Source organism: Izhakiella capsodis (assembly GCF_900115045.1).
Lineage (GTDB): Bacteria > Pseudomonadota > Gammaproteobacteria > Enterobacterales > Enterobacteriaceae > Izhakiella > Izhakiella capsodis.
The window spans coordinates 605,294-622,804 of the sequence record NZ_FOVC01000001.1 but is presented as its reverse complement, the minus strand read 5'-3'; the positions used below and the strand labels follow the sequence as shown (position 1 = coordinate 622,804).

Genomic DNA, 17,511 nt, shown 5'->3' with positions numbered 1-17,511 from the left:
TTAGAGCGACAGAATAAATGAAGATAGCTATAGATAAGTTCGCTGTCGTGGTATCACTTCTTAGCGCACTCGTACCCACATGTTATGCCTACGCTCATTCAACAACTAAAACATTTATGGTAAAGGCAACTGTCGTCAATGGATGCATCTTCAAAAATTACACGAAACCAATTCATGTGCAACTCCCGGAACTGTTGCCTGGTGGAAATGGCGTGTCAACAGTTAGGCAATTTCAGCTATCTTGCACCCCGGGAATGACAGCCGAAATAAGTATCGATGATGGTGAACATGCGGATAAATCCGGAGACAGAAATCTGGCATTAAACGATAAGAATGGTGTGCTGATCCCATACCAAATTTATTATGTGGATTCCGGGAAAAATATATTGTGGAACAATCCTATACCTTTCACTTCGAATGCGTCACCCGAAGTAATCAATATGATGATAAAAGTGCCTCAGCCTAAAACATCATTACACCCTGGGAATTATTCTGATACCGATACCATTATTGTTTCTTATTAAGAGTTTTAAAAATGTCGACTAAATATTTAATTAAGGCGATTCAGCTTTGTTGTTTACTTTTCATTTCCTGTCGTTGTTTCGCGAGCGCTGATCTTGAAATCTGGCCAGTCACCGTTTCCTGGAGTACGCAAACCACAATCCCCACCGTTTGGCTGCGTAATGTTGGTAAGGACAGCGTAAGCCTGCAAGTTCGCATACTTAAATGGCAACAACAGAATAATCAAAATATCTACAGCGATCAGAACACAATTTATTCATTACCGACATTTGTGAACCTTGGACCTGGACAGGAATTACCTTTTCGCATTTATGGCGAAAATACGAACGGCAGAAATGAAGACGCTTATCGTATTGTTATTGATCAGCTTCCCCAACTCAATTTGAAACCGCTCAAATTGAATGATAGCGCAGTTGATATACGCATGCAGTACGTGCTGCCCTTCTTTGTTTATCAAAAAGGAATCAATAAAAACGACTTACCTAATATCGATGGTTTTCCAGGTGAAAAACATCATATTCAGTGGTCCGTCAAAGGCGGAAATTTACAAATTCAAAATTTCAGTAAGACTCACCTGAAGATTATATCGGTCGCTTTGCGTTGTGGGGCTGAAATTTGTTTTAAAAAAAATATACCCGTGACTTACGTACTATCAGGAGCGAATGTCACTCTGCCTTTATCTGTACCCGGACCAACACAAAAAAAAGTGACCGGGTTAATCATTAACCCAGCTCAGTCTGGCGAAGAAAGTTTTAGAAAAGAGTGATTGATGGTCATGTTGAATCAAAAAAAATTAGCTTTTCTTCTCTTTTCTTGTCCGATTTATGCGAGTCATGCGGCAACCTATATTAATACTATCGAGCCTGAAACCACTCAGAGTTCGAATCGCTATCTGCTTACGCTGGTTGAGAATGGCCATGTATTTCCTGCACCTTACCAGGCAACCGTGAAAAACGGCAAAATCTATTTACCAGAAAATCTGCTGGCTATGCTTCACTTACCAGCAACAGTCAAGATCGGGCGTGGTGGTTTTTTTAATCCGGCAGAAATTCCCCATTTACAAGAAAAGTATGATGCCGATAAAAATGAACTCCTGATAACCATTCCGGCAGACTGGTTACCCGATCAGAAAGTGACCATCCCCGATCGTTGGACATCGGCCTTCTATAACGATGATGTGACGCCAGGCGCCCTGCTGAATTACAATATCTATGCCGAAAAATACGCACATAGCGCCTATCTGTCTGGCTGGCTGGACGGTATTTATTACAACCACTTTGGTTACCTTGACTTGTCCGGCGATTATACTTATCTACGTAATCAGGGCGAGGTTTTTACCCAAGCCCAGCGCCTGAATACTACTCTGGTCATTAATAATCGTCGTAAAGCCGACAAGCTTTTGCTGGGTGATATCACCACGGACAACAGTGGGGGTTTTAGCGGTGTGTACATGGGGGGGATCCAGTTTCGCCGTGATTTTAGTCTCAGACCGGATATTGTCACCTATCCAACGCTGAAACTTAGCGGTACTGCGGCACTCCCTTCGACTCTGGACTTTTATGTGAACGGCTCCAAAACTGATCAAACAAAAGTCAGTCCCGGCCCTTATGTCATCAACAATATTCCCTTTATCAACGGCGATGGCACCATGACGGTGGTAACGACCGATCAAAATGGAAGGCAGGTTGCCAGCACAATTCCTTATAATGTCCAGCAGGATATGCTTAAGCCGGGATTAAGTGATTTCAATATGTCGTTAGGGCTGCTACGTTATAATTACGGTACTCCCGACAATGAATATAAAAATGCCGCTGCCAGCGGTACCTGGCGCTATGGCCTCTCCGACGCTGTTACCACCCTCTCACACGCTGAAGCCGCGAGACGCATGGCATTGTTGGGCGGCGGAATACAATACAATACCGGCCGATGGGGGCGTTTCGATATAATGGCCAGCGGCAGCGAGGCCCGCGAAGCCGAGAAAGGCGCCAGTGGGTACATCAGTTATACCCAGTCTTTTCGTCGGGCAAGTATCACATTCAGTCACGTTCAGTCCAGTAACCATTATCTGGATTTGAGTGATTATGATGCGTTCTATTCTGACCCGATATCATCAGATCAGATATTTTACTCACAAACGCTACCGGACGCCGTCGGAACGTTGGGCGTTGGGTTGATGCATTTTCACAGCGAAGATGGTGGTTCGGATACGCTTGCTAACCTGTCCTACAGCACCGTATATGACCGGTTGTTAACCTTCACACTGTCCTACAGTCGTGACTTTTCCCAGACGAACAGTAATGACGTGATGTTCGGTATTACACTGCCTTTCGGTGGTAAAACCACGGTGGGCGTTCAGGAGCAAACCTCGTCAGGTGATGAGAGCAGTACCTTGCTCAATATTTCTCATCAATCCGGCAGCGATCTGGGGCTGGACTGGAGCGCCAACACCAGCCTAGAAAATGATTATCTCTATCCTGGCTACACCGACTTTTCTGCCAACTGGAAAACGGCACACGCTACCTATAGTGGCGGCGCTTACGGCTACGGTCGTAGCTTCACCCCCTGGTTGGGCGTTCAGGGCAGTATGGTGTATATGGACAAAAGTTTGTTTTTCTCTCGTGAACTGGGTGATGCCTTTATCAAGGTGGATACCGACGGCGTCGGCGGCGTGCCCTATTACTATAATGGCACCCTGGAAGGTAAGACCAGCAGCAACGGCGTCGGTTTTGTCAGTGACGTTGTGCCATATGAAAAAGATGACGTCGCTATTGACCCGACCCATTTGCCCGCAAATGAGGTGGCAACCGGCGTCAAACATGGATTCTTTGTACCTGAAGAGGCTGGTTACGAAGTCAGGTTCCGGTTCAACAATCTGTCTGAACAGCAGCTTATTCGCGTTGATGCGGGCAAAAGCGTTTCACTCTTTGCCGGCGAGCCAATTGTTGATAGCAAAGGGCGGGTGATCACCCATCTGGCCTATGGCAATATGGCCGCACTGTCGAATAATGCGATAAATCAACGCTATACACTGAAAAACAACGGCAAGACTCTGTGCAGTTTTACGCTTTCCACTAAACATGATACAGGAATCGAACCGGTACTATGCAAAAACTAACTATTAACTTATCGTGCTTATGTGTCTTGTGCCCGCTGTTGTTCGTTAGTGCCAGTAATGCACATACCCTCTCCTGGAAAGAGATATGCGACTTTAACTGGCAGGATTCAAGGATAGATATGAATGGCGGCGGTGCGATCTCCCCGCTGGATTTAACCACTACCAAGCAAGTATATCAGCAGCCGGTTCAAGTCTGGTGTGACACGGCACCGGACGATACATCAACCTCTGGTCAGGAGGTTGGCTTAGTAATAGATACCCAATCAACCCCAAATACTACAACACTGTCTCTGAGTCCTCCAACGACGTCACTCAGTAACAACCTCTTGCCGATTAAACTTTGCCTGGGCAGGCGGAATGCAACACAACTTTGCTTATCTTCAATATATGATAAACGAACTTACAAATGGGGGGGGGGAAGTTCCAAAGTATCGCTGAGTTCGTTGATGTTTATAGACATGAATCCAAAGGACAAAAAATATGGCGATAAATGTCATGATGGCAAAGGTGAACCTTGGTGTGCCGATTTGTGGGGCTATGCAGGACCTTATAGGAACATGATTGCGGTGCATTTTGTGACTGATCCCTTAGCTATTGCTAACGCGCCCCCTGCGCCTGGTAAATATACTGACAAGATCACGGCAACGATCAACGGGAATGTAGGAACAGGAAAAGGTGACTGGTCCGTATTCCCATCAGCAGTGGATTTTTCTGGAGAGGATAACCCGACTATCTACCTGACCGCGACGTTGGAACCGGATTGCCGGATAGACAGCGCGCCGGATGTCTCCATGAGCGGTAATTTATCCAGTCAGCTTAGCTCGGAACAGACCATTACCGTAACCTGCACCAATACTACTCCCTATACGATGAGCTTTGCCGGTGCTAACGACATTGCGGGTTGGCATCAGATGAAGTCTGATACTAACAGCGATATGCTGCGTTATCAGATTTACAGCAATTCCACTCACACCGCGCTATGGAACACACAAAAATTCACCGGATCAGGCCTCCTGCAAAAACATGATATTTATTATGCTACCGATCCTTTGCAGGCAAATTTGCCCGCAGGTACCTATCAGGATACGGAAACGCTAACTGTTAGCTATTAACTTCCCCGTACTGCCAAGCTACTGTTAAATGAATGACATGCCCGCGCAATGCGGGCATGATTTTTTAAGGCAATTGTATCCATACATATTTTTAATGCCGTAAATGAACGCGTCGAAATTAAGTTGCGAGCATACCAGCAAGAAAATATTGCTTAACCCGTAACAGGTGTGATACCGCTACGCTGCCAATCTCCGCCTATCTCGTCAGCCCGACTTTATCAGAACGACACCCACTCATCTGGAGTTCTGCCTGTCTTTGAAGCCGCATTGGACACTGAATTATCCCGTCCCTGCGGGGGAATATTGGCTGTTAATAGTGTTTTTTCGTCATTGTTAAGCTGGAAACGCGCGACCGATTGTGTCAGGTTGACGGTCTGCTGCTCCAGCGCATTTGTCGCAGAAGCCATTTCAGAGACCAGCGACGCATTTTGCTGCGTGACCTCATCCATCTCATTTACGGCCTGTCCAACCTGACCAATACCTTTGCTTTGCTCTTCCGAGGCGGCAGCAATTTGCTTCATGATATCGGTAACCGCGCTAACGGCCGTTAACATCTCCTCCATCACGACACCGGCATCATTAACCAGCCGGTTGCCATTGTCCACTCTGGAGACCGAATCGGCGATTAACGAGCCTATCTCTTTCGCAGCATTGGCGCTGCGTTGAGCAAGGTTACGCACTTCGCTTGCAACTACGGCAAATCCACGCCCTTGCTCACCCGCCCTGGCCGCCTCTACCGCCGCATTCAGCGCCAGGATGTTGGTCTGAAAGGCGATACTGTTGATGACATTGGTGATATCCGCAATCTTGTGAGCGCTGCCAGCAATCCCTTCCATTGTGACCACTACGTTCTGAACTAACTGCCCGCCTTTACTGGCTGTTACCGAGGCGGTATCGGCCAGCTCGCTGGCCTGGCGGGCATTTTCCGCATTAAACTTCACTGTTGCCGTTAGCTGTTCCATGCTGGCGGCAGTCTCTTCCAGCGCCGCCGCCTGCTGTTCGGTACGTGAGGAGAGGTCGAGGTTTCCACTGGAGATGCTGCGCGCATCATGATATATGCTGTCGCTGGCGGTACGGATGGTTCCTACTGCCTGACCCAGACTCTGCTGCATGGTTCTTAATAATGGCACCAGTTTACCGACGCAGTTACGGCCAAAATCTTCGATTGGCTGGGTTAAATCCCCCTCAGCAATCGAGGTAAACTGACGACGGATCCTTTTCAGAGGACGTACCAAAATGATTACCAGGTAGCGGTCGGTAAAAATCAGAATGAGTACACCAACGACACCACCAAACATCAGCACCGCCTTAGTGAAATAAATCCCCCTGTCGACATCTATCCGCGTTTTTTCCAGCGCTATGCCGGTGGCCTTGTTAAATTTTTCAATCTCGGCACCGAAATCACGACTCAGAGCCGGTGTAACGCCATTGGCCTGTCGGTAATAGGCCGTCAGATCTGCCTGCTGAGCAAAGCGCATTTGCGGCAGAATGCCCTTATTTAACAGCACCTCCCAGCGTTCAATAACCGACCGTGAGAGTTTTGTATTCAGTGATGAAGCCGACTGTGATTTGAACTCATTCAGTCGCTGTATCATGCCATCCAGCGCGCTTTGCGCGGCATTAACACTTTCCACGGAGGGTGCGCTACCTTTTTCCCGCACGTCAACAACCCGATAAAGCCTTGTGATAAAACGAAAATATTGATCGTTACCCCGGCTGAGCGTTGTCATTTGCGCAACCAACTGACGATCGAGACTATTACCGGCGCTCATGGCGTTAAGCGCATTCACACTGTAAAAACCCACCCCACACAAAAGTAAACAAAACAGACCGAGCACCCACAGCATGACGCTACGGATAGTGAAGTTTTTAAGTATTCTCATGGCATTACCGTCCTTAAGACAATGTGATGTCAGCTTGTGATTAAGACCTTGAGGACATATATCGGCAATTCGGATAAAAACAGTATGAAAATTCTGGATAGTTTTTAACGATGAGAAACATCTTCAAATCAAGGCTCGCATTAACCACATAATTGATTGATAAGTTTTTTTTCTAATGCTCAAGACTGAATAATGATATGAATGACCTTTAACGCACAGTAACGCTCAGCGATAATTATGCAGATGGCCACACATTTACAGGAAAAAACTTGCTTGTGACGTAGCATGAATCGGTGTCCCACTGTGATACCCGCAGTCGTTGCGTAGTGTCTGCCCCGTGCCTGAGCAGCCAGCCGACATTAGCTTCGATGGAAAAGGTATAGCACGACGTAAAAAGCCAGCCGCCAGTCGAAAACCCGCAGGCTACGTGCGGCACTATTGTGCCGGCCCCTATCAGTACGGTTCTCTATCGATTACAGCAGATTATTTCGTGTAGGCTGCAAGCCTCCACATTTACGGTGACGTTTTTACAGCCTTTGCTGAAAAACCAGCTTATTTTTCTGAAAAAGATATTCAGTGAAATTGAGTTACACGGCGGCGTATTTTCCACTAGATTCAATAGTGTAAAATTATTAATGAGGATTGTTTTATGTTTTCTACAATTAACAGCTCTTTGAACCGTCTTGGCGATCATCCTGATTTAGGTAAACTTTTACTGCGCCTGACTATCGGTATTTTACTGTTATTCCACGGTATCTATAAAATTCAACATGGCGTGGGATGGATAGGCGGAATGCTCGCCGCGCAGGGCTTACCTTCGTTTATTGCTTATGGCGCATACATTGGCGAAGTTGTTGCGCCCGTAATGGTTATTATCGGTTTTCTGACGCGCCCTGCAGGTTTAGTCATTGCGATAAATCTGGCGGTCGCGGTGCTGCTGGTCGGTATGGGAGAGTGGACACAGCGCACCGACGTTGGAGCGTGGGCGCTGGAGACTGAAATGCTCTATTTCATGGGCGGTATTCTGATTATGCTGCTGGGCCCAGGAAAATATACGTTAATACGCAATACGCGTTTACAGTGATCCGCTGCCGGGTGACAGCGCCCGGCATTTTCGAAGGGTACATACGCTCTGCTCTCCACCGCGTAAGCACAACTGTTTATTCTGGGATTTAGCTGGCCGGGCATAACAACTACGGCACGCTGACATGCAGCTATCAGATGGCGCTGTGCGGCGAGCACCGATGGTTTCCTCCGCCAGCCGTTGATTGCTCACGCCAATGAAGCGAATCGAACCACTCTCCGCGCAGCCTATCCCAAATCTTAGCGCGACCATCAGAGATCGCTCCAGGGTGCTTAACCACGAGCCTGTGCAGATCCCCAACCTGTTGTCGTCAACACCCTGTCATTAAACCCAGCGATCCAACGCAGCAGTGTCCCGCACTTAAGCTAAAGTGAAGTTCCGGCACTCCTGCGGCACGTTAATCCCGTGAGGTTTAAGCCCTGATAAGGTGGTGATATAACGTGCAATAAAGCTTAATGTTAATTATATATTTCGATTAAGTTAATGTTATAAAGCGAAACATCTTGCCGCCAGCGGCGCGATTTCATTACTGTGGGTTATGGATAAAAATTACCTTTTTCATCAGCGTATTCGCCTGCGTCATCTGTACACCTTTGTCGCCGTTGCGCAGCAGGGAACCTTAGGTCGTGCCGCAGAAACCTTAAATCTCAGTCAGCCTGCACTATCCAAAACACTGAACGAGCTGGAAGCATTAACTGGCGCCAGCCTGCTGGAGCGCGGACGACTTGGTGCACGGCTGACCGCGATGGGCAAACAATTTCTTCCTCATGCGGTGCGCGTGCTCGACGCTCTGAATCACGCCGGACAATCATTTAGTATGGGCGTTAACGAAGAATCGACCGTGCTACGCCTCGGCGTGCTGACGACAGCCGCGCTGGGGATGTTGCCCTCAATTCTAAACCACTTCCACCAGCAGCAGCCTAATACGTTGGTGCAGGTCGCCACGCTTCATAATAATGTGCTGCTTGCCGGACTAAGAGCTAGCGAATTTGACGTTGGTATCGGGCGCATGGCGGCACCGGAGCTTATGGTGGGACTGTCTTATGAACTGTTATTTCTTGAATCACTACAATTGGTTGTACGTCCCGACCACCCGCTTTTAAGTGACAGCGTCACCTTATTCCGGGCCTTGAACTGGCCCGTGGTGATTTCACCGGAAGGAACGGCCCCCAGGCGCATTGCCGATATCATGTTACAAGAACAAGGCTGTCGCCTGCCTGAGACTCTGGTTGAAACGTCGGCGACTTCACTGGCCCGACAGCTGGCGCTGCGCTATGGCTACGTCTGGTTTGTTCCCTCAGGTGCTATCAAAGAGGATCTGGCACATAACGCTCTGGCGGCGCTTCCCATCGCTTCTCGCGGGCCAGGAGAGCCGGTCGGCATCATTACCCGCACGGGTCACCCACTTAGCGCTGAGGGGGAAGTTATGCTCGCTTCCATTCGTAAATCACACGGCGGCTAACGTCTGTGTTTGGCATGCCGCTCACGGCTCTCCTCGCGCGCCTTCGCACTTTTACGCAAGTCCACATCGCAGGCACTGGCATCGCCGTGATAAGTACAATAAGCCTGAACCACGTTAAATTGTTGCAGCCATTGAGCCAGGTAACTGCGCACGATATTGGTATGAGCTTCATTGTCCCGACCTCTACCATGAATGATCTACATATTACGAAGGCTATCTTTTTATGCCTGACATATAAAACGCCACAACGACTGGCGGTAGTTTTCCACCAGTTGACGCAGAAGATTCAGACTGTCATCCAGTGGATAATTTCCCAGTCGCAATTTATTCAACATCCCATGCTGTATCCCTTCGGCTTTGTCTTCCAGCGGGACAGAACAAGGGATAATTTCCAGATAACCGCGTTGCAGAAAATTATCTCGCTGCAGCTGGTTCTGAAGGTCTCGTTTCACCCTGGCAACCGATGTTTTGACCCAGTTCATGCGGTTCTAATCCTTGAGCGGTGTAACGTCACTCATTGCGTTGGTAAACAGTTTTTTATCGTCTAGATCCGTTATTCAGCTTCCCCTGGCAGGGGTAACGAGTAATCAAGATGCCAGCAGTGATAGGCCTGGCGGCCTTCTCTCGACCGATAACCGTCTGAGTTGTTTGCCAGAGAATACTTAACACCTCCCGATCACCACGATCACTTTCATCCATCTAAAACCAACACATGGAAAAAGGATACTCAGCGTAAACAGCACAGAAAAGATCATATTAGATTGATATAAATCAAGACTGCGGAGGTTAATGTCCGTTTTTCATCCTTTTTTTTACCTGTTTAACCGATTCAACCAATTCTTTCCGGCAAAAAAAATGTTAAAATTGACTTTAGTCAATATATTGTTGGAGCCTGATAATGATTGCGGAAAAGAGAATTATTCGTCGAATTCAATCTGGCGGTTGTGCGATCCACTGTCAGGATTGCAGTATCAGCCAGCTCTGCATCCCCTTCACACTCAATAATCATGAATTGGATCAGCTCGATAATATCATCGAGCGTAAAAAGCCAATTCAAAAAGGCCAGACGTTGTTTAAAGCCGGTGACGAGCTGAAGTCATTGTATGCTATCCGCTCCGGAACTATTAAAAGCTATACCATCACCGAGCAGGGAGATGAACAGATTACGGGATTCCATCTGGCTGGTGATCTCGTGGGATTCGATGCGATAAGCGCTCACCAGCATCCCAGCTTTGCTCAGGCGCTGGAAACGGCAATGGTGTGTGAAATACCCTTCGAAACGCTGGACGACCTTTCCGGTAAAATGCCGAATCTACGCCAGCAAATCATGCGTCTGATGAGCGGTGAGATCAAAGGCGATCAGGATATGATTTTACTGCTTTCAAAAAAGAATGCTGAAGAACGTCTGGCCGCGTTTATCTACGGCTTGTCTCAGCGTTTTGGTCAACGGGGCTTTTCCCTGCGCGAGTTTCGCCTTACCATGACGCGCGGCGATATCGGTAATTATCTTGGCCTCACGGTTGAAACCATCAGTCGTCTGCTAGGACGCTTTCAGAAAAATGGCCTGCTGGAAGTCAAAGGTAAATACATCACTATCATGGATCAGGAAATGCTGGCGCAATTGGCCGGACAGGTGCGCTGCACAGTCTGAACGTCCTTATAAGATTCGTCGCAACCAGCGGCGAACGCCCCTTTTTTCCCGTGTCTGTTGCACGTCAGATAATCGCCAGGCCAGTAACTTCTCCGCTTCTTCCCTGCACATTAATCGGCTATCTTTAAATCTGAAACTTCAGTTTTATGGAGAGCTGAATATGATTAAGTATCAAAACATCCTTGTTGCGATTGATCCTATGCAGGATGACCAGCCGGCTCTGCGCCGTGCGGTTTATTTAAACCAGCGTCTCGGTGGGAAAATTAAGGCGTTCCTGCCTATTTATGATTTCTCTTACGAGATGACCACCCTGCTATCACCGAACGAGCGAATTAGCATGCGCAAGGACGCTATCAGTCAGCGTACCGAATGGATTCGTGAGCAGGCCAGCGCCTATCTGGCTGCTGGTGTTGATATTGATATCAAGGTGATGTGGCATAACCGCCCCTATGAAGCTATCATCCGCGAGGTGATGGAAGCAGGCCACGACCTGGTACTGAAAATGACTCACCAGCATGATCGGTTACAGGCAGTCATGTTTACGCCTACCGACTGGCATCTTTTACGCAAATGCCCCTGTCCGGTTTGGATGGTGAAAGACCAGCCGTGGCCGGAATCAGCCAAAGCGCTGGTAGCTGTAAATCTAAGCAGCGAGGAACCTTATCATCACGAGCTGAACAAAAAGCTGGTGTGGGAAACCACTGAACTGGCGCGGCTGGTTAACCATACTGAGGTTCATCTGGTCAATGCCTATCCCGTTACGCCAATAAATATTGCCATCGAGCTTCCCGATTTCGATCCCAGCGTCTATAACGATGCTATCCGCAGGCAGCATTTGATCGGGATGAAAGCGCTGCGGCAGCACTTCAGCATCGATGAAAAAATGACGCATGTTGAAAAAGGATTGCCAGAAGAGGTTATTCCCAATATTGCAGAGCATCTTAACGTTGGCGTGGTGGTACTCGGCACCATCGGACGTACCGGTATTTCAGCGGCCTTTCTCGGTAACACCGCCGAGCAGGTTATTGACCATCTGCGTTGCGATTTGCTCGCCATCAAGCCTGATGGGTTCGTCAGCCCAGTAGACCCTAACAGCGATGAAGATTAGAAAAGAGTACTCTGGATTAAAACGTATAAAGCCCGGCTGATATGACGGGCTTTGTTTCTAATATAAGCGTGGCTTGCTTTGCCTCACAAGGCTTTCAAAATGGCATCCACGGTAACTTTAGCGTCGCCAAAGAGCATCTGCGTGTTCTCTCTGAAAAACAAGGGATTTTGTACCCCGGCGTAGCCCGTATTCATCGAGCGTTTAAACACCACAACGTCCCGCGCCTTCCATACTTCCAGCACCGGCATTCCGGCGATAGGACTGCGTGGATCTTCTTGTGCCGCCGGGTTAACAGTATCGTTAGCGCCAATAACCAGTACGGTATCTGTATCGGAAAAGTCATCGTTGAGCTCGTCCATCTCCAGCACAACATCATAAGGTACTTTGGCTTCTGCAAGTAATACATTCATATGGCCCGGCAGACGCCCGGCAACCGGGTGAATACCAAAGCGAACTTTAATTCCCCGTGAACGCAGCTTTTCTGTAATTTCAGCCACCGGATACTGTGCCTGCGCTACGGCCATACCGTATCCCGGAGTGATAATGACCGAATCAGAGTTTTTTAATAGCTCGGCTGTCTCCTGAGCAGTAATTTCCCGATACTCGCCAACTTCATCTGTTTCGTCACTGCCGGTGCTATCGGTACCAAAGCCACCAGCGATAACGCTGACAAAAGAACGATTCATCGCCTTACACATAATGTAAGAGAGAATGGCTCCGGAAGAGCCAACCAGCGCACCGGTGACAATCAGCAGGTCGTTACTCAGCATAAAGCCAGCAGCAGCAGCCGCCCAACCTGAATAGGAATTAAGCATAGAAACAACAACCGGCATGTCTGCACCACCGATTGAAGCAACCAGGTGCCAGCCGAAAACAAGCGCAATCAGTGTCATTAGCGTCAGGGCGAAAGCCTGCATCCCGCCGCTTTCTGTACGCACAAAGACAATAAGCAGTATCGCTGTAACCACCAGTGCCAGCAGATTGAGGCGGTGGCGGTGCGGCAACATTAACGGACGGGACGGAATCTTACCGCGCAATTTTCCAAATGCCACAACAGAACCGGTAAAGGTCACTGCGCCAATAAATATCCCTATAAATACTTCAGTCAGATGAATGTTTTCCATGATTGTCGGCAGTCCTGGTGCATGATCAATATAGCTGTTGTATCCGACCAGCACCGCTGCCAGACCAACGAAACTATGCAGAATAGCCACAAGTTCAGGCATTTCTGTCATTTCAACTTTGCGTGCCAGATGAATACCTATCGCCCCTCCCATTACCATCGCTATCAACAACCATCCAACGTTAGCCGTATCCGGCCCCAGAATGGTTGCGATCAACGCAATAGCCATGCCGCTGATACCGAAAATATTCCCCTGCTTCGATGTCTCATGCTTTGACAGCCCGGCCAGGCTGAGAATAAACAAAATTGCGGCAACAATGTATGCTGCAGTTACTAATCCACCAGACATTGACTACCCCTTAGTTTTTACGAAACATTTTCAGCATGCGCTGAGTCACGGTAAAGCCACCAAAAATATTGATACTGGCGATAAGTACCGCGATAAAAGCCAGCAGGGTTACCCAGCCACCATGGCCGATCTGCAACAGTGCGCCGACAACAATAATACCGGAGATAGCATTGGTTACTGCCATTAGCGGTGTGTGCAACGCATGACTGACGTTCCATACGACGTAGTAACCTACTACGCAGGAGAGCGCGAAAACCGTAAAATGTGACAGGAATTCCGCCGGGGCGACGTTCGCCAGCCAGCCAAATAAAATAATGGCAACTGCGAGCAGCAAATATTTAGGCCACGAGCGGACAGGCGCTTTTTCAACCACTCGGGGTGCGGGTTGTTGTGCAGGCGTAGCGGTTTTGGGCGCGGCGGATACCTGTATCGGTGGCGCTGGCCAGCAAAGCTCTCCGTCACGCATGACGGTTACCCCGCGGATCACAACGTCGTCGAAATCTATATCGATAGCGCCATCTTTTTCTTTGCACAACAGCTTCATCAGATTAACAAGGTTTGTGCCGTAAAGCTGTGAGGATTGCGTCGGAAGCCGGGAGGGTAAATCGGTGTAGCCGATGATCTTCACGCCGTTATCCGTTATCGTCACCTGCCCCGCAACGGTTAATTCACAGTTTCCGCCGGTTTGCGCTGCCAAATCAACCACTACGCTGCCGGGTTTCATGTTTTTAACCATCTCAGCAGTGATTAATTCAGGCGCAGGCTTACCAGGAATAAGGGCCGTAGTAACAATGATATCAACCTCTTTCGCCTGGGCTGAGAACAGTGCCATCTCCGCAGCAATAAAGGCTTCCGACATCTGCTTAGCATAACCGTCGCCACTGCCTGCTTCTTCCTTAAAATCCAGCTCAAGAAACTCTGCACCCATACTCTGAACCTGCTCTTTCACTTCAGGTCGGGTGTCGAAAGCTCGTACAATTGCACCGAGGCTGCCAGCCGCACCAATCGCAGCAAGTCCAGCAACGCCGGCGCCAATAACCATCACTTTGGCTGGCGGTACTTTACCCGCTGCAGTGATCTGGCCGGTGAAGAAACGACCGAATTCGTGGGCGGCTTCGACGATAGCGCGGTAACCCGCAATATTCGCCATTGAGCTCAACGCATCAAGAGACTGTGCCCGTGAAATACGCGGCACGGAATCCATAGCCATAACGTTAACCTTTTGCGCCTGTAATTTCTCCAGCAGCTGTGGATTTTGCGCAGGCCAGATAAAGCTAATCAGGGTTGCTCCGGGACGTAGCAGTGACACTTCATCATCTTCAGGGGCATTCACTTTAAATACGATATCTGCCTGCCAGGCTTGCTCTGCCTCGCCGATTTCGGCGCCCGCCTGCTGATAGGCAAGGTCATCAAAGCTGGCGGCCAAACCGGCTTGTTTCTCAATAACAACCTGAAAACCGAGCTGAATTAATTGCGCCACCGTTTTGGGCGTGGCTGCGACACGGCGTTCGTCGGGCCAACGCTCTTTAGGTACTCCGATTATCATATTCTTCCCTTATTCAGATGGAAGGTAATCCGCTATACAAGGCTCAGCACCTCAACGTTATACCGGCACGAAATTGTGTGATGCTCTTCATAATCTGCTGGAAATATGTCTTACATTTTTCTCTTCGACAAGATTGAAACAGCGTTTCACTGTAAAAATACAAATAAACCAGGTAACCACGACAATTCGACCTATTACTTGCCATCATTACATCATTTTGTGCTAAGCAATTATTTAACGTCGGTACCAGGTTAATAACAAAACATAAACATAACAATTACTTGAATGCGCATTTATCATCATTACGGCGCCCACCATGACGATAATGATAATCAGGCTGCTGGTAGCCCCTACGCTCCGGCATCATCTAAACCAGCATAATCACCATTTTCGCCGCTAAAATGGCTGGGACAGCGTGCATTATTAGTGCCATAATCGGCAGCTATTCTGTTACATATCAAAAGTCAGAGACGTTTTATTCCTATTTTTGCGTTAGGCGAAGGATACTTTTTTATGAAGCTTAAAATTACCGTTCTGGCCTCTGCCTTGTTATCAGTGGCAACCATGTCGGCACATGCAGCGAAAGAACTGACTGCGCAACAAGCTGCTGCCCTGAAACCATTCGAGCGCATCGCCATTATCGATAAATTTAATTCGATCGGTGATGCTAACGCGGCAATTTCCAGGCGTGCTGACTCAATGGGTGCAGCATCTTACTTCGTTCAGGGTATCAATGAGTTAAACAGCAATAGCGGCAACTGGCGCGTAACCGCTGACCTTTATAAAGCCGATGCGCTAAAGCGTACTAAAGACAAGCACTTTCTTACGATGCATGGCGTCCGCCAGTATCCAAAAGATTTGGCCTATTCGCTCGAACCTTATGATACCGTCAGCGTAAACGGTTTTTTTCGTAGTCAGCCAGACGTTGAAGAGGCAATTTCACGTGCCGCTGCCCGCAAAGGCGCTTATGGCTATTTTATCATTCGCCAGGTTGATGCCAATAACGGCGGTAACCAGTACATCACCGCTTTCCTTTACAAAAAAGATGCCACTAAGCGCCTGACACAGGATACGTCAGATATGATCCCTGCCGACTCTCAGGCAGGCAAAGCAGCACTAGCCGCTGGTGGCGCGGCAGCCAAACGCGTTGCTATCCCTGGCGTAGCCAGTTCAGATACGCCAAGCAACAGCGTTGGTCGCTTCTTTGAAACCCAAAGCTCTAGCGGTAAACGCTATACGGTTAAGCTACCTGATGGCCGTTCAATCGAGGAAGTTAATGCGGTCACCGCCGCACAGATGCAGCCTTTCGATAGCGTGACCTTTACCGGTCATTTTGGTACGCCAACTGATATATCTGAAGAGGTCGGCAGACGCGCCATCGAAAAAGGCGCTAAGTATTATCATATTACCCGCCAATGGCAGAACCAAAGCGGCGGCAACTTAACGGTCAGCGCCGATCTGTTTAAATAATTGCAAGCGCTCGATGTTAAAAACCGCAGTCCAGGCTGTAATGCCATTCAGTTAAGGATCGATTGATTGATCCAGTGGATGTGTAAAAATCCGGAAATACTCACTCATTTCCGGATTTTTTATGCCTGCTGCACAGGCTCTTGATTCTGGTACCTCTTTACGATACTCTTCGTAACCCATTGATTTTTATGGGCTAATGCCCAGGATCCGCAACTGATTTCCGCTGTCTGACCGAAGCCGGTACCCAGCTTAGCGTCTCACAGTCATGCGGATGCTTATGACTCGTCAGGGTGCTTCTCCAGGCTAAGCCAGGAGCTAATGCGTGATTTTGAAAATATGGGACAACTGGCACAGTTACCGACGAGAAAAGAAAGAGCCTTCCCGAGTGTAATACAGGAGAGACACTGGAGATATTCGACAGCTTCGAAAACGGCCAGTCAGTTGCTTAACAGAATTGCAGCCCAGGCTGCGCTTTTTGTCTATACCGCACCGTTATCAGATTGAAAAAAGTAACGACGTCAGGATTCAAAGAATATTGTTAAGCGGCATCGGCAACAATAATCGACAGTTTGTCACCCTGTAGTTTAAGGCTGACGGGCTTACCATACTCCGCATGGATGATTTTAATCTGCTGTTCGCTGAAAGTATAAGGGAGCAGAATATCAAAGTGGGTGATTTGCAACTGTCTGGCCAACGTAATCAAACGCACAATATTTATTTCATCGCTGACTTGGGTTGAAAGCACTTGCAGTGCCAGCTCAGGCAGATCGTCCTTACGATCTTTCGCCTTTTTATTCGGCGTTTTTGTTACCATGCCGAAAATGGGCATAACACCATATATAGCGTCAACAAAGCTCCAGCGTTTTTTACATGAGGCAGCAAGAAAATCGAGGTAGTTTATGCAGATATGGTCCCTGCTGGCGGACGAAAGCAGCTTTAGGTCAGACACCTTGTTCTCCTTTTGCAGGCTGATCTACGACAATCCACATGGCTGACTCCGTTCATTTATAATGGCATAGTTGTCCATGTGTATACTATAAATCGTAAAATTTTTAGCACGGATAGTGCGTTCAGGCCGCCAGTGTT

The 17,511-nt window shown here is 48.3% G+C and carries 13 protein-coding genes and 2 pseudogenes; 10 read left to right on the top strand and 5 right to left on the bottom strand.

The genetic code is table 11. From position 1 onward, the window contains the following. Positions 1-116: 116 nt before the first annotated feature. The 4 genes from BM191_RS02875 to BM191_RS02860 are packed head-to-tail and all read left to right on the top strand — an operon-like array spanning position 117 to position 4,749. Positions 117-524: a spore coat protein U domain-containing protein gene (locus BM191_RS02875; protein ID WP_177203278.1), complete on the top strand. Its 408-nt coding sequence runs from the start codon at positions 117-119 to the stop codon at positions 522-524. Positions 525-535: 11 nt separating this feature from the next. After that, positions 536-1,288 carry a fimbrial biogenesis chaperone gene (locus BM191_RS02870; RefSeq protein ID WP_092874867.1) on the top strand — a complete coding sequence of 251 codons (753 nt, stop codon included), beginning with the start codon at positions 536-538 and terminating at the stop codon, positions 1,286-1,288. A 9-nt stretch (positions 1,289-1,297) separates the two neighbouring features. Next, positions 1,298-3,637 (top strand): fimbria/pilus outer membrane usher protein, encoded by a 2,340-nt coding sequence (locus BM191_RS02865; RefSeq protein ID WP_177203277.1) that lies wholly within the window; start codon positions 1,298-1,300, stop codon positions 3,635-3,637. Then, a complete protein-coding gene (locus BM191_RS02860; RefSeq protein ID WP_092874861.1) occupies positions 3,625-4,749 on the top strand; it encodes a Csu type fimbrial protein in 1,125 nt (374 codons plus the stop codon). Before BM191_RS02865 ends, BM191_RS02860 begins: the two co-directional genes overlap by 13 nt. Before the next feature lie 218 nt (positions 4,750-4,967). On the opposite strand, the gene BM191_RS02855 is transcribed toward BM191_RS02860, so the two are convergent. After that, on the bottom strand, positions 4,968-6,632 hold the full coding sequence (locus BM191_RS02855; protein WP_092874858.1) for a methyl-accepting chemotaxis protein: 1,665 nt from the start codon (positions 6,630-6,632) through the stop codon (positions 4,968-4,970). 649 nt (positions 6,633-7,281) lie between these two features. Between BM191_RS02855 and BM191_RS02850 the strand changes: the two genes are divergently transcribed. Beyond that, positions 7,282-7,716, top strand: coding sequence for a DoxX family protein (locus BM191_RS02850; RefSeq protein WP_092874855.1), 435 nt, complete (start codon positions 7,282-7,284; stop codon positions 7,714-7,716). A 538-nt stretch (positions 7,717-8,254) separates the two neighbouring features. Further along, entirely contained in the window at positions 8,255-9,178 is a 924-nt protein-coding gene (locus tag BM191_RS02845; RefSeq protein WP_092874852.1) for a LysR substrate-binding domain-containing protein, read from the top strand. Here BM191_RS02845 and BM191_RS02840 read toward each other — a convergent pair. After that, positions 9,175-9,696, bottom strand: a pseudogene (locus tag BM191_RS02840) (Smr/MutS family protein). The gene BM191_RS02845 and the pseudogene BM191_RS02840 overlap by 4 nt on opposite strands. A gap of 380 nt (positions 9,697-10,076) precedes the next feature. Here BM191_RS02840 and BM191_RS02835 point away from each other — a divergent pair. Both BM191_RS02835 and uspE read left to right on the top strand, forming a co-directional pair. Continuing rightward, positions 10,077-10,829, top strand: coding sequence for an FNR family transcription factor (locus BM191_RS02835; RefSeq protein ID WP_092874849.1), 753 nt, complete (start codon positions 10,077-10,079; stop codon positions 10,827-10,829). 160 nt (positions 10,830-10,989) lie between these two features. Further along, positions 10,990-11,937 (top strand): universal stress protein UspE, encoded by a 948-nt coding sequence (gene uspE, locus BM191_RS02830; protein ID WP_092874846.1) that lies wholly within the window; start codon positions 10,990-10,992, stop codon positions 11,935-11,937. A gap of 83 nt (positions 11,938-12,020) precedes the next feature. Here uspE and pntB read toward each other — a convergent pair whose 3' ends face one another. Both pntB and pntA read right to left on the bottom strand, forming a co-directional pair. Beyond that, positions 12,021-13,409, bottom strand: coding sequence for a Re/Si-specific NAD(P)(+) transhydrogenase subunit beta (gene pntB, locus BM191_RS02825; protein WP_092874844.1), 1,389 nt, complete (start codon positions 13,407-13,409; stop codon positions 12,021-12,023). Positions 13,410-13,419: 10 nt separating this feature from the next. Continuing rightward, positions 13,420-14,955, bottom strand: a complete 1,536-nt coding sequence (pntA, locus tag BM191_RS02820) for a Re/Si-specific NAD(P)(+) transhydrogenase subunit alpha (protein ID WP_092874841.1) — start codon at positions 14,953-14,955, stop codon at positions 13,420-13,422. A gap of 513 nt (positions 14,956-15,468) precedes the next feature. Here pntA and ydgH point away from each other — a divergent pair. Both ydgH and BM191_RS02810 read left to right on the top strand, forming a co-directional pair. After that, the gene (gene ydgH, locus BM191_RS02815; protein WP_092874838.1) at positions 15,469-16,425 is read left to right on the top strand and encodes a DUF1471 family protein YdgH; all 957 of its coding nucleotides are present in this window, start codon (positions 15,469-15,471) and stop codon (positions 16,423-16,425) included. A gap of 262 nt (positions 16,426-16,687) precedes the next feature. Continuing rightward, positions 16,688-16,929, top strand: a pseudogene (locus tag BM191_RS02810) (hypothetical protein); the annotation flags it as partial. Positions 16,930-16,963: 34 nt separating this feature from the next. Here the strand turns inward: BM191_RS02810 and BM191_RS02805 are convergent. Next, entirely contained in the window at positions 16,964-17,374 is a 411-nt protein-coding gene (locus BM191_RS02805; protein ID WP_092874832.1) for a hypothetical protein, read from the bottom strand. Positions 17,375-17,511 lie beyond the last annotated feature (137 nt).